General features: G+C 34.0%; 14 protein-coding genes, 1 pseudogene and 1 riboswitch. All 15 genes and pseudogenes read left to right on the plus strand.

Annotation, left to right across the window (positions count from 1 at the left end):
• The first annotated feature begins 34 nt into the window (after positions 1 to 34).
• The 15 genes and pseudogenes from DFR57_RS11675 (at position 35) to mreD (ending at position 13987) form a co-directional block, all read left to right on the plus strand.
• A complete protein-coding gene (locus DFR57_RS11675; RefSeq protein ID WP_114353377.1) occupies positions 35 to 1663 on the plus strand; it encodes a GspE/PulE family protein in 1629 nt (542 codons plus the stop codon).
• A 10-nt stretch (positions 1664 to 1673) separates the two neighbouring features.
• Positions 1674 to 2711 (plus strand): type IV pilus twitching motility protein PilT, encoded by a 1038-nt coding sequence (locus DFR57_RS11680; protein ID WP_114353450.1) that lies wholly within the window; start codon positions 1674 to 1676, stop codon positions 2709 to 2711.
• Positions 2712 to 2718: 7 nt separating this feature from the next.
• Complete coding sequence (locus tag DFR57_RS11685) at positions 2719 to 3921, plus strand: type II secretion system F family protein (RefSeq protein ID WP_114353379.1); 1203 nt, start codon at positions 2719 to 2721, stop codon at positions 3919 to 3921.
• 84 nt (positions 3922 to 4005) lie between these two features.
• A riboswitch (cyclic di-GMP riboswitch) is annotated at positions 4006 to 4089 on the plus strand.
• A gap of 51 nt (positions 4090 to 4140) precedes the next feature.
• Positions 4141 to 4485, plus strand: a complete 345-nt coding sequence (locus DFR57_RS11690) for a competence type IV pilus major pilin ComGC (protein WP_114353381.1) — start codon at positions 4141 to 4143, stop codon at positions 4483 to 4485.
• 59 nt (positions 4486 to 4544) lie between these two features.
• On the plus strand, positions 4545 to 5300 hold the full coding sequence (locus DFR57_RS11695) for a prepilin peptidase (RefSeq protein ID WP_114353382.1): 756 nt from the start codon (positions 4545 to 4547) through the stop codon (positions 5298 to 5300).
• Positions 5301 to 5314: 14 nt separating this feature from the next.
• A complete protein-coding gene (gene pilM / locus DFR57_RS11700; RefSeq protein ID WP_114353384.1) occupies positions 5315 to 6271 on the plus strand; it encodes a type IV pilus biogenesis protein PilM in 957 nt (318 codons plus the stop codon).
• Between the two features lie 26 nt (positions 6272 to 6297).
• Positions 6298 to 6837, plus strand: a complete 540-nt coding sequence (locus tag DFR57_RS11705) for a hypothetical protein (protein WP_114353386.1) — start codon at positions 6298 to 6300, stop codon at positions 6835 to 6837.
• Between the two features lies 1 nt (position 6838).
• Positions 6839 to 7423 carry a hypothetical protein gene (locus DFR57_RS11710; RefSeq protein ID WP_114353388.1) on the plus strand — a complete coding sequence of 195 codons (585 nt, stop codon included), beginning with the start codon at positions 6839 to 6841 and terminating at the stop codon, positions 7421 to 7423.
• Positions 7424 to 7580: 157 nt separating this feature from the next.
• Positions 7581 to 8537, plus strand: coding sequence for an SPOR domain-containing protein (locus DFR57_RS11715; RefSeq protein ID WP_114353390.1), 957 nt, complete (start codon positions 7581 to 7583; stop codon positions 8535 to 8537).
• A gap of 192 nt (positions 8538 to 8729) precedes the next feature.
• Positions 8730 to 9290 (plus strand): RadC family protein, encoded by a 561-nt coding sequence (gene radC, locus DFR57_RS11720; protein ID WP_245937458.1) that lies wholly within the window; start codon positions 8730 to 8732, stop codon positions 9288 to 9290.
• Positions 9291 to 9768: 478 nt separating this feature from the next.
• The gene (locus tag DFR57_RS11725) at positions 9769 to 10992 is read left to right on the plus strand and encodes a group II intron reverse transcriptase/maturase (RefSeq protein ID WP_170132971.1); all 1224 of its coding nucleotides are present in this window, start codon (positions 9769 to 9771) and stop codon (positions 10990 to 10992) included.
• Positions 10993 to 11163: 171 nt separating this feature from the next.
• Positions 11164 to 11310: pseudogene (locus DFR57_RS11730) on the plus strand (JAB domain-containing protein); the annotation flags it as partial.
• Between the two features lie 216 nt (positions 11311 to 11526).
• Entirely contained in the window at positions 11527 to 12567 is a 1041-nt protein-coding gene (locus tag DFR57_RS11735; RefSeq protein WP_114353398.1) for a rod shape-determining protein, read from the plus strand.
• 11 nt (positions 12568 to 12578) lie between these two features.
• Positions 12579 to 13454, plus strand: a complete 876-nt coding sequence (gene mreC / locus DFR57_RS11740; protein ID WP_114353399.1) for a rod shape-determining protein MreC — start codon at positions 12579 to 12581, stop codon at positions 13452 to 13454.
• Complete coding sequence (gene mreD, locus DFR57_RS11745; RefSeq protein WP_114353400.1) at positions 13451 to 13987, plus strand: rod shape-determining protein MreD; 537 nt, start codon at positions 13451 to 13453, stop codon at positions 13985 to 13987. The genes mreC and mreD overlap by 4 nt, the downstream gene beginning before the upstream one ends.
• Positions 13988 to 14014 lie beyond the last annotated feature (27 nt).

Consider the following 14014-nt stretch of genomic DNA (forward strand, 5'->3'; position numbering starts at 1 on the left):
GCATGCATAAACCAATTTTTGTGGAGGGTATTTAATGGCTCAAAATCGACGTAAAAAATTAGGGGATCTCTTAAAAGAATCAGGCTTAATAACTGAGGATCAAATACTATTAGCACTTGAAAAGAAAAAGCGTGACCAAAAACTTGGTGACGCACTATTGGAGTTAGGTGTAATTACAGAAAACCAATTGATTGAAGTGCTGGAGTTTCAACTTAAAATTCCAAGTGTATCCCTTTATAACTATCCAATGGATACGAAATTGCTAAGTTTTGTTTCTAAAGAATTTGCTAGGAGAAACCTAGCTATCCCGATTAAGCAAGAAAGTAACACGTTAACCGTAGCGATGAATGATCCGATGGACTATTACGCTATTGATGATTTGGAAATTTCCACAGGTTTTCAAATTACACCAGTTATTGCAACGAAAGAAGATATTCTGCAAGCCATTAACCGTTATTATGATTTAAACGACGCTAAAGATGAAGAGTTTTTATATGAGGGCGATGACGCACCTGCAATCCGTATCATGGACCAATTATTACAAACGGGTGTCCACTTAAAAGCAAGTGATTTACATATTGATCCAAATGAGAAAAGTTTGTTAGTACGCTACCGGATAGATGGAGTATTACGAACAGAACGTACGCTGACAAAATCTATTCAAAGTGCTTTAACTGCTAGACTTAAAATATTAGCAAGCTTAAATATAACTGAATCAAGACTCCCGCAAGATGGACGTATTCGAACATTGATTGATCAAATCCCTGTAGATTTAAGAATATCTACCCTGCCAACTGTTTTTGGTGAAAAGATTGTAATTCGTATTTTGAATCTGCAAAATGCTTTAATGAAGCTAACGGATCTTGATTTTAGCGCGTATCATTATGAAAAATACCAAAAGCTTATAGATAAACCATCTGGTCTTATCTTAATGACCGGTCCAACTGGATCAGGTAAGACATCAACACTATATGCTTCTATTAATCAACTAAATCAAGAAGGCGTTAATATTATCACGATAGAAGATCCTGTAGAGTATCAACTAGAAGGGATCAATCAGGTTCAGGTGAATAGCGGTATAGGGTTAACTTTTGCTGCGGGTCTCCGTTCGATTTTGCGTCAAGATCCAAATATTGTCATGGTAGGGGAAGTTCGGGATACAGAAACCGCTGAAATTGCGATTAGAGCTTCCTTAACTGGGCACTTGGTTTTTAGTACCTTACATACAAATAGTGCAGTTGCTGCGATCCCACGGCTGATTGATATGGATATTGAACCATACTTGGTTGTTTCTTCCTTAACTGCAGTGGTTGGCCAACGGTTAGTAAAAAGAATTTGTAGAGATTGTAAAACCGAAAGAGAAGCAACGGAATTTGAGAAAAATATATTTCAAAGAAGAGGTATTGACGTAACTACTATTACAGAAGGAAAAGGCTGTAATAGCTGTAAGCATACAGGCTATAAAGGTAGAATGGCGATTCATGAGCTACTTGTGATTGATGATGATATTCGCGAACTAATCATTAAAAATAATGCAGCTTCTAAAATTAGAGAGTACGTAAAAGAGAAAGGCATGCACTTTTTAATTGATGATGGGTTAATGAAAGTTACGAAAGGCTATACAAGTGTCGAAGAAGTATTACGCGTAGCACTGGATGAATAGAAAGGAAATGATTATGTCCCGATTAGATGAGTTACTTAAAACAGCCTACAACCTAGAAGCCTCTGATATTCACTTGACAGTTGGTTCTGCTCCAATTTTTAGGATTTACGGAGAATTACAAGCACAAGGAAATGAAAAATTGCTACCACATGATACAGAAGAAATGGCGAAAAGTATGTTAAACGATGAATTATGGGAACAGTTTTTTGAAAAAAGAGAGCTTGATTTCTCCTATGGTATAACAGGTATATCAAGATTCCGTGTAAATATTTATTTCCAACGGAATTGTATTTCTTTAGCGATACGTGTTGTTCCTACTAAGATTCCTACACTAGAGGAGTTAAAGCTTCCTGACACATTAAAAGCGATAGCGGATAGTGCACATGGATTAGTATTAGTAACAGGGCCTACAGGGAGCGGGAAAAGCACTACACTTGCAGCAATGATAGATTACATGAATACGACTAAAAAGAAACACATCATTACACTAGAAGATCCTATTGAATATTTACATTCGCATAAAGAATGTATCATAGACCAGCGAGAGGTTGGCTTTGATACGAATAATTTTCAAAATGGATTAAGAGCATGCTTGCGTCAAGACCCTGATGTTATTTTAGTTGGAGAAATGCGCGATATTGAAACGATTGCGACTGCGATAACCGCAGCAGAAACAGGTCACTTAGTTCTAGGAACATTACACACAACTGATGCAGCTTCAACTATGGATCGTATTATTGATGTATTTCCAGCTGAACAAAAAGGTCAAATTCGTATTCAACTAGCAAATGTACTAGAAGCCATTATTTCTCAACGACTATTTCAAACTACAGATCGGCACGGAAGAACCGCTGCTTTGGAAATATTGCGAAATACCCCTGCAATTAAGAACTTAATCCGGAATGAGAAAATGCATCAAATTCCTAATGCAATGCAAACCTCTAAATCACAGGGTATGCAAACGATGATGATGGATGTTAAACGCCTGCTAGCAGAGGGCTCTATCCAAAGAGATCATGCCCTACCATATTTGAAGGAAGGGATTTAAGAAGCTCATGGCATACTTTAGCTATAAAGGTCGAACGCTATCGGGTAAAGGCCAAAAGGGTAGGATTACTGCAGAAACAAAAAAAGAGGCCCTTATTCGCCTAAAGCAGCAGGGAATTCATGTATTTGATATTCGTCAGTTAAATAGTGTGTTATATAAAGAAATTAGCTTTGGGAAAAAGGTGAAAAGTAAGGATTTTATTATTTTTCTAAGGCAGTTATCTACATTAATCTATGCAGGTATTCCTATCATTGAAGCTACAACCATTATGAAAGAACAGATGGAAAATAAAGTGTTTAAAGAGGTTTTAGAGACGATAAGTGATGATATCCAGAGTGGAGAAAGCTTGTCGAACTCAATGGGGAAGCATCCTACCATCTTTCCTCGGTTACTTGTCAACATGATTCATGCTGGAGAGATTAGTGGTAACATTGATGAAATACTAGATAATATGGCGACGTATTTTGAGAAACAATATGAGCTACGACAGAAAATTATTTCTTCTTTAACGTATCCTGGAGTCGTTGCAACTATTTCTTTACTAGTCACTATTTTTCTATTAACCTTTATCGTTCCTATATTTTCCGAATTATTTGAGTCATATGGTGAAGAATTACCTGCTTATACTGCATTTATATTACAATTAAGTGGAGGTATACAAACTTATTGGTGGGTAATTTTACTCTTTTTAGCTAGTGTTATTTTTATTTATAAATCTTTACAACGTCAAGAAAAATACGCGTATCGGTTTGATTTGTGGAAGCTTAAAATACCTATTTTCGGTAGATTTCTGCAAAAAGCACTGCTAACACGCTTAACGCAGACTTTAAGTATTTTATTAGCAAGTTCAATACCTATTTTACAGGCGGTAGCTGTAACTGAAAGAGTGATGGACAACAAAGTCATTAAAGGAGTACTGAAAGAAAGTCAAAAAGGATTAGAAGAAGGACAATCGCTTGTGAAACCAATGGAAAACCACTGGCTATTTCCTAGAATTATGACACAAATGATTATTGTTGGTGAGCGATCTGGTTCTCTAGATGAGATGTTATTAAAGGTATCAGATTTCTATGAAAAAGAATTGGATAATGCTTCCGATAAATTAAAGGTATTACTAGAGCCTCTGATGATTGTATTACTTACTGTAATTGTGGGTGCAATTGTTCTAGCTATTATTATACCAATGTTTTCCATTTTTGAAGCAATCTAATCATGAAATAAATTCCAATTATAGTTAAAAAGTAGTGGACTTTACATGTCGAATGTTGTAACATTTACTTTAAGAACGCATTACATTTTAACAGGGCGCGAGGATCGATTACCTAGATCTGGGCACTTTGGTAATCTGGAGCAATTAGTGCAACCGACTGGCTGGCTTCATGAATTAATTTGTGTTGTGAGTCTTTATTCTAAAAAGGAGCGGATGAGTATGATGAAAAGAGTTTTGGAAAGTTTACGTAACACGCGTGGTTTTACCTTAGTAGAATTGTTGGCTGTAATTGTTATCCTAGGTATCATTGCTGCAATTGCTGTTCCTAGTATCGGTAACCTTATTGAAAATACGCAAAATAATGCGGATGATGCAGAAGTAGAAATGATAGAAGAAGCTGCTAGAATTGCTTGGGCTGCTCAAGAATCAGATTTTACGGATGATGACAAAATAACTGTACAAGAATTGAAAGATAATGGTTATTTAGACAATGCAGATGATGCTCCATCTGGAACTGTGACACACAGTAGTGGTACATTTAGTTTTTCTGAAAGTAGCCCTTAATAAAATCATTTAAGATCCCTTTTTAAGGGGTCTTTCTACATATTATAGGAGATTAATAGATGGAAACCTTTCTTCTTTTTTATTTTTTTATACTAGGTCTTGTACTTGGTTCATTTCTGAATGTTGTCGGGCTTAGAGTTCCAACGAAAACCCTTTTTAAATCATCACGTTCTATTTGTCCGAATTGTAAGCACCAATTAAGTTATTTAGAACTTATACCAGTGTTTTCTTATATTTTTCAACGTGGAAAATGTAAACACTGCCAACAACATATTTCCCCCATATACCCAATTATTGAGCTTTCTACTGGGATATTATTCTTATTTAGTTTTATGCGAGTGGGATTAACCTATGAACTGATTACCGCATTTCTTGTTGTATCATTATTAATGATTGTAATTGTAAGTGATTTGAACTATATGTTAATACCAAATGCGATTTTACTATTTTTCTTACCTCTTTTCATTTTCGTAAGAATAATAAGTCCTTTAGAACCATGGTACGACATGATTTTAGGGGCTGTACTTGGTTATGTATTGCTTGCGCTAATCATCATTATTAGTCGCGGAGGTATGGGTGCAGGTGATATGAAACTGATTGCTTTATTAGGTATCATACTCGGATGGCAGGATGTTCTATTAACTTTTTTTCTAGCAAGCTTATATGGAACTGTGATTAGTATAGCTTTATTACTTACAAGGAAATGGGACCGAAAAAAAATGATTCCTTTTGGCCCATTTATAGCTTTAGCTGCACTTACCATTTATTTTTTTGGAGAAGAAATCGTAGAGCTTTATATCAGTTATTTTTTATAAGGTAGGGGATAAACATGTTTAATCAATATAAAAAGCAAGTAAATATCATCATCTATGATCGTGTTATCCGCTACGCTGTTTCTACCAATTCCTCTAATCCTAAAATTACGAGCTTTGGTGAAAAAATTATTGATGCAGATATAATAGAAGACGGAAAAATATTAAAACCTGCTGCTCTTCAGTCCGTTTTAACAAAATTAGTGAGAGAGAAAAAGTGGAAAAGAAAAAAATTAGCATTTATTGTCCATGACTCTTCGATCACGGTTAGAGAACAAATCGTACCAAAAGGATTATCAAAACCCGAGATTAAAAGTTATATTATGATAGAACTAGAAGATAATATTCGGTTACCTTTCACTAATCCAGTAATAGATTTTGACATTATAATAGAAGACGAAGAACAGACAAAGATTCTCTTATTTGCTTATCCTAAAGATCGATTGCAGCCTTTTATCGATTCATTTGAAAAAGTTGGGTTAAAACCATATGTTGCAGACTTCTCTGCTATCAGTATTTTTCGAGTGTATAAAGAGTTACAGATGCAACAGGATCAAGAGCACTTATTAATGGTGCAATGGCGAATAGATGGGCTAGTTTTAACAGCCTTTTATCAAGACAAACCTATATTTACAAGATATATTAAATCTAGACTTAACGAATCAGAGTGGACCTGGACTGCCCAAACCAATACTCTTAATTGGACAGGTGATGAAGAAGATCTCAATCAAGACATGGAAGAACATTTTACTGCAATAGAACGTTTCTTAGATTTCTACCGCTACTCTGTTAGAAATGGTGATGAACAGATCACAAAAATTTTATTTTTAACAGATTCAGAGCAACTTAAGTCTATGGATGATAATCTGAATGCACGTTTTAATATACCCGTTGAAATGATGGATCAACTTGAAGAAATGAAAAAAATACCAGCTAAATACGCAGATGTTGTAGGTTTATCGTTAAAAAAATGACAAGGGGATAGGAAGGGATAAGACATATGATTGAAATTAATTTTATAGAGATAAAAAAAGTTAATATGGTTCCTTATTTCTTACTCTTCCTATTTTTGTTGTTAACTGCATCTATGAGTGCGATTTTATACTGGCAGTATCAAAATGCGGAAGAAGTATTAGAAAGCAATCAACTTCAATTAAATAACAATTATTCTGTTCAAACGGAAATTGTTAATGATAATCAGCTACAACAAGAAAGATTACAGTTATCAGATCAAGTAAAAGAATTACAAACTTTAACATTCCCTAGTGTAAAATTAAAAAACGATTTATTAACTCTCCTGCCGAGTGAAAATCAGGTTATTTCATATTTATATGAAGCTGAGACTGGTGTCACGTTGAATGTTCTATTAAACTCTTTTGAAGATATAGCACTTTTTACACAAGAGCTTACAAATACAAGCTATGTAGAGGACGTACTTGTTAGTGAAATATTTAATCTAACAGATCAATCTCCCAATATGTATGATGTAATAGTAGAGATTAAAATTGATGACCTCGCTTATATAAAGGAGGTCGAATAACATGACGTTTATTTGGAGCAAAAAATCGGTCATTGCCCTAATTATTATCGTGTTATTATTGATTGCTGCTTACTTCTTTCTATTTTCACGTTTTATCTCACCTGTAAAAGATGAAGTGAACCTAGTGACGGAGCAAGTTGAAATTCAAGAGCGAATTATTGAGAATGCAGGGTTATCTGACACAGAAACAGAAACAAACGAATCTGGTCAGTCGACTACTTTACAAAAAAAAGTTTCGATTGATAAAAATATGAAGCAAATAATAGACTCATTTCAAATGATAGAGAAGAATTCAAATGTTGTCATCCAACAATTACGTGCAGAAGAATCACCTGAAACAGCATTTGAGTTAGAATTGTTAGAGCCAATAGAATCATTACCGATAGAACTTCAAGTTAGTAGTAGTAATAGAAACAATTTGTCGACTTTTTTAGAAGAATTGACAAAAGAAGAGAGAATTATGCATATAAAGCGGATAGAGGAAACAGTGACAGAGGAAAATGAATGGCAATTATCGATACAATTAGATGCCTTTTATAACCCCAATTTAACCTTATTAGAGGCTGAAGCACCTCAAATGGAATAATAAAAAAAGATAGGATTAACTTCCTATCTTTTTTTGTTGAAAAGAAAAAATTATGCCTAAATTTGCAGAAATGTTTTTTCCCCTTATGACAGGACTCGTCTAATATTTTAATAGAGTTGTGATATGGTGAAAAAAAGCCTGTAAATGAGGGATAATAATGAAAAATAAAAAATTAGCTGTAAGAGTAAATGGTAAATTACAAACTGTCCATCAAACTCCTCATTTCTTTGATTCCATAGAGGATAAGGAAAACGAAGGTAAGAAAAGTAAGGAATCAGTGACTCAGATAAGTGAGAAAGAAAATGAAGAAAAGATTAACTATAACGAAAAGGATTGGGAGCAATCACTATTAAAAAAATATGACAGAAAACCGTCTAAAAAGCCGTTTGGAGCTTTTTTAGATAAAGCTGCAGGATATAAAAAGATACTTATGGTAGCGTTCTCTGCTATTTTTATTGGAGTTTCCATGGGCCTTATTATGCTTCAATTTATTTCGCAAATGGAACAAGGACAAAATGAAGCTAGGACAATAGCACAAGAGGTTCCTACTGTAACGGATGATAATAATAAAGAAGAAACTGCTTCAATTGAAACAGTACCTTTTGAAGTTACTTCCTTTAATGCTTTTGTTGTACAAGCAGGTGTATTTACAACACAGGAAAAGGCTAAAGCTAGTTTAAATACATTAAAGGGAAATGGTTATGGAGGTATGATTTGGCAAAGAGAGAATCAGTATTATGTCTTTATTGGTTATGCCAATACAAAAGAAGAGGCAAAAGCCTTTGCCGCCAACCATCTATCTGCGTTACATGATATATACATAGGGAAAGAATGGAGCACGCCTAACCTCAACTTAGATATTAATAAAAATCTAATCGATGATTTGAAAATTTATCAACAGCAGCTTCTTGCATTTTTAAATCAACCTACAAATAAAGAAAATACAATTGATACCTTTAAAAAAAGCAATAATGAGGATCTTAATGCCTTGCAAGATAATTTAATGGAAACACAGTCAAAGATATTAAATGATCCATCTAATCAAAAGCACCACGTTGAAATATTAAACAGATGGAAGGAATATCAAGCATTTGTAAAAAAGATCTCAGATTGATTAAAATCGTTTTCTTTAACGGAATAAATAAATAAAATACTCCTATTTTTATACTGTTAGATTCTTTTAAGGGATCATTTTTCGCTAAAATGCATTTTTCTTGAGTTGTTTATAAAAATTACTATAAGTAAACTATGAGAGTAGCATAAACGCTATCAAATTAGTTTATGGAGGTGATAAAGATTGAAAAAAATGACATTAAAAATGAAAGAGATCCCTAAAGCTGATAGACCCCGGGAACGCTTAATTCAATATGGTCCAAGTTATTTATCAAATCAGGAATTACTCGCAATTATTCTTGGAACGGGCACAAAAATGGAAAATGTTCATCAGTTAGCAGAAAGACTGCTGCGTCATTTTGAAGGACTCCAGCTATTAAAAGAAGCTACGATTGAAGAGCTTATTCACATCAAAGGAATTGGTTTAGCTAAAGCGGTCCATATTTTAGCCGCAATGGAAATCGGAAAAAGAATTCAGCAACTCCGTACGATCGATCGTTATGTCATAAGAAGCCCGGAAGATGGTGCCGATTTTGTGATGGAGGAAATGCGTACTTTAAATCAGGAGCATTTTGTCACCATTTTTTTAAATACCAAAAATCAAGTAATCCATCATCAAACGATCTTCATTGGAAGTCTAAACGCCTCAATTGTACACCCAAGAGAAGTCTATCGAGAAGCTGTAAAACGTTCAGCTGCTTCCATCATTGTTGCTCATAATCATCCATCCGGAGTGCGCCTTAAAACTGCTTAATTCTAGTGATTATCAATAATCTAGAACTCCTTACAATGTTCTATGGTCAGCACCTAACCAAATGGGGAAACTCTAATGGGAAAATAGCATGGTGTAAAAGGTGAAAAGAATATAGATTAAATATTTCTGGTTCATTAGACCAAGTGATATATGGTAAAAGCTTGATTGCTTGAATCCTAGGTAAAGGAGTGTGGGAACACCATTATTTTTTAATAATATGAGAATAAAATAAGTGAGACTGCTTCGGAGTGATACACTTATCGTAAGGTTTATTCTTCCATCCTCGGCTTGAGGAAACTACCAAAAGGGATACCTAAGTATCGCGCACCTAGAATAAGTATTAATATAGGGATTACCTAAGTGCCATTTTGCATAAGGTAACGGAGTCTTCGTAGTACTCAATCGTTTGCTCGTAATGAGTTTAGCAAGGGGAAGGAAGACAGGCTATCATTCGTCTTTGTAAAAAGGAGTCATGAATATGGCGAAAGATCCATTTCTACAATTAGACGTCATTAGGGAGGCATCTAGAAAAAGACAAAAAATAAAAGATTGCTACCGGCTAATGTGTCATCCTTTATTATTAGAACAAGCTAATTACAATATTAATCATCAAATAAACTGTAGTCAGAAAAATCCATTTGAACCCGATTACAGCCTAAATCAAAATGATATAAACCGTTTATGTACGCTACTAAAAAATAAAGCGTTTTGCTTTGTTAGATATCCTCAAAATACCCTTCAATATTCTATGCAGTTAATTGTGATTGAAGTTATTTATATAATTTTAACGCACATATTTCCTTCTGCTACTTCTTATATTTTGCAAGATAATAATTCCCACCGCCATAAAATAATACAAGAAATAAAAAATGACTGGTATCAATATAGCTGGTGTATTCAAGGAAGTATTAAAGATACCGTATGTAAAAAGTGGATTAATAAATGTGTTAGCACTATGAGGGAAAAAATTGATGATCTTTATTTTGATAAAATAATACGTGAAGCATTAAAAATAACCTTTATTGAATATTCTTCTCTTCAGTATTCAGTAGGAAAAACATGCAATACTAATAGCTTAATTCGTTTAGTAATAGGTCAGTATTACCAAAAAGTATTACTTAAAATTTCTACATTACCTCACGTGACCGAAAGTAAGCTTCATTATACTCATCCAAATCAAACTTTTTCTTCAATGGTGAAAATAGATTTTTGCTTCAGTTTAAAATGTTCTAAGAGTGAAGCAAACCTCGTCTTTAAACAGATTCAAATTTTATTGGAAAATGAAAAAGACAAGACAATTAAATTAAGTCACTTAACAGATGGATTTCGATTTCTAGATTATCAATTCAAAAAAAATTATAACAGTTCTAGCGAGGCGAACATGTATTTAGGTATTCCTAAAAATGAACTAGCTAAATTTATTTCTAATAATAAATACGGCGAATACATTACATTAAAAACTAGCTCGAGAGCTGAATTGATAAACTTATCTGAAAAAGCGATTATTGCTATTTATAATAGGGAGTTAAAAAAATTTCTGGATTACTATTGTTGCATAGATAATAAACATACGCTAAAACGTTTCTTTTATCTTGTCAAAGGAAGTCTCATCAGAACAATAGCTCAAAAAAGAAAAACCTCCATGAAAATAATTGCGCAAGAAATCAGGCAAAATAAAGCTGGTTTTTTTATAAGAATGTAAAATAGAAGTTATAATCATTAGCTGGTAGCTTTAACTTACTCTCCTTATAGCTGGCGAGCCGTATACATTGAAAGGTGTACGTACGGTTCTGAGGAGGGGATTTAGAAACCAATTGGGTTGGATCTGTGAAAATGAAAACAGATGAAATTTATATCAGGCGCTAAATCCCTATCCTACGATCCATCTCCATCAAAAGAAGATATAAATGTAACAAAACGATTAGTAGATTGTGGAAAAATGATTGGTATTGAACTTCTTGATCATTTGGTTATTGGCGACCATAAGTATGTGTCACTAAAAGAAAAAGGGTACTTATAGCACTATCTATTTTTAACCTTTTTAAGTATAATGAAAAATACAAGCTATAATAGCGCGATATACAAGATTCTGCTTGTATATGGCGCTTATTTCAAATGGAAATGATTTCTAAGAGATATATTGCTTGTTCTGCTAATATTTCTTGATAGATAGGAAAGAAAAGCATACAATAACTTAAGGTACACCATGAAAAAATAGTTGAGAGGAAGAATGTAGTTGGGTATTTTTAATTTTTCGCAAGATCTTGGAATTGATTTAGGAACAGCGAATACGCTGGTTTTTATAAAAGGAAAAGGAATCGTTGTAAGAGAGCCATCTGTTGTGGCAATTAATAAAACTACTGGAGGAATTGAAGCAGTAGGAAGTGATGCTAGAAATATGATTGGTCGAACTCCAGGTAATATATCTGTAATAAGACCAATGAAAGATGGAGTTATAGCAGATTATGATACGACTGCGTCGATGATGAAGTACTATATTAAATTAGCACAAAAAAATCGATCTTCATTTGCAAAAAAACCAAATGTGATGGTATGTGTTCCTTCAGGAATAACTATGGTAGAAGAACGCGCTGTTATTGATGCTACGAAGCATGCAGGTGCAAAAGAAGCGTTTCCTATAGCAGAGCCTTTTGCTGCTGCAATTGGTGCAGGTCTTCCGGTATGGGAGCCTACAGGTAGCATGATCGTGGATATTGGTGGAGGAACTACAGAAGTAGCGGTTATTTCACTTGGAGGAATTGTAACAAGTCAATCTATTCGAGTTGCTGGTGATGATATGGATGAAGCTATTACACAATATGTTAAAAAGAAATATAATTTAATGATTGGGGAACGTTCTTCTGAATCGATTAAATTAGATATTGGTTCTGCTTCACAGCCGGATAAAGATGAGGAAATGGATATAAGAGGTAGAGATTTATTAACAGGTCTACCGAAAACAATTACAATTACAGCATCAGAGATTGCTACTTCATTACATGACACTGTAACAGCTATTGTAGATGCAGTGAAAAATACGTTAGAAAGAACGCCACCAGAATTAGCTGCAGATATTATGGATCGTGGGATTGTTTTATCAGGTGGAGGAGCTCTTTTAAAACAGCTTGATAAAGTCATTAGTGAAGAAACTAAAATGCCAGTCTTTGTTGCAGATGATCCGTTGGATAGCGTTGCAATTGGAACGGGTAAATCGTTAGAATATATCCAGCATTTTCGCGGCCATCCAAATGTTTCCTCCCAACGAATTTCTGATTAAGAGGGGTTGCTATGACTTTTTTTAGAAAAAAACGCCTTTTTATCCTACTGATTTCTTTAATGATATTAGTGGGATTAATAGGCTTTACTATTCGTGAAAGATCTGAACTTACTGCAGTGGAAGACTTTATTAGAGATACGACAGGTTGGGCACAGGAAATTATAACTGTACCGGTAACTTTTACCACTTCAGTTGTTTCAAATGTGCAAGAAATTAAAAATGTATATCGAGAAAATCAAATACTTAAGTCAAGGTTATCTGAATATCGAAAATTACAATATCAGAATCAAGAGCTATCTAGAGAAACAATTGAGCTCGAATCCCTTCTAGATAAAACAGAGTCACTTAGTGATTATACACCCATACAAGCTTCTGTTATTGCTAGAAGTAAGGAACAATGGTTTGAGCAAATAACTATCAATAGAGGAACTCAAAATGGTGTAGAGCCAAATATGGCTGTAATTACTGGAGAAGGTATGATTGGTAAAGTTCAAACAGCTTCACCATTTACATCGACTGTATTATTATTGAATGGTTTTGACAGGTCAAATAGGATTTCTGTAGAAGTTAATATAGAGGGTGAAGATACATTTCCTTCCGGATTTATTCTTGGCTATGATGAAGAGTCAGAATCATTACTATTAGAGATGAATCAACGAGACACTAATGCTGAAGAGGGAAACTTCGTTTTTTCATCAGGACTTGGTGGGATTTTTCCAAAGGGATTAGAAATTGGAGAGATCAAAGAAATAAGATCAGACAGATATAATTTAACAGACATTGCTTATGTGGAGCCTTCTGCAGACTTTGAAGTGTTAAATCATGTAATTGTAGTAGATCGCACCATGCCACAACCTCAAACGGAAGAAGAGGAGGAAAATGAATGAAGCGCCTTTATATTCCTCTTTTCTGTTTTCTTATACTAGTATTAGAAAGTGTTCTTTCCTTTTATTTAGTAGATTTTAACTTCATCCCTGAGAAATGGATACTCGTAAGTCATTGGTTGTTGTTATTTCTTATCCAGGTGTCAATTTTTTATGATCTAGAACGAACTTATTATAGCCTATTTTATGCTATTATTTTTGGGTTATTTGTTGACCTCTTGCATACAGATTTAATTGGTGTCTATTTATTTGTATACACAGCGGTGACATATTTAACACATGGAATTCGAAAGCTATTACATACTAACTTTTTTGTAGCTTTATTACTTTCCGTGCTTGGGGTAGCGTTTGCAGAAGTACTTATTTATTTTTTGTATGACACGATACAAATTCATCAAGTTATATGGGAAGATTATTGGCAATTACGATTATTACCAACACTTGGTTGGAATCTACTTTTCTTTTTACTTATTTATCTATTATTTAAGAAGAAGCTAACCCAATGGTCTAATGATCGCTTTGATAGAAAAGATTGATGAAAAAATTGTAGTAAGGGGTGAGGC

This window comes from Saliterribacillus persicus, from assembly GCF_003337485.1.
In the GTDB taxonomy this organism is placed as follows: domain Bacteria; phylum Bacillota; class Bacilli; order Bacillales; family Amphibacillaceae; genus Saliterribacillus; species Saliterribacillus persicus.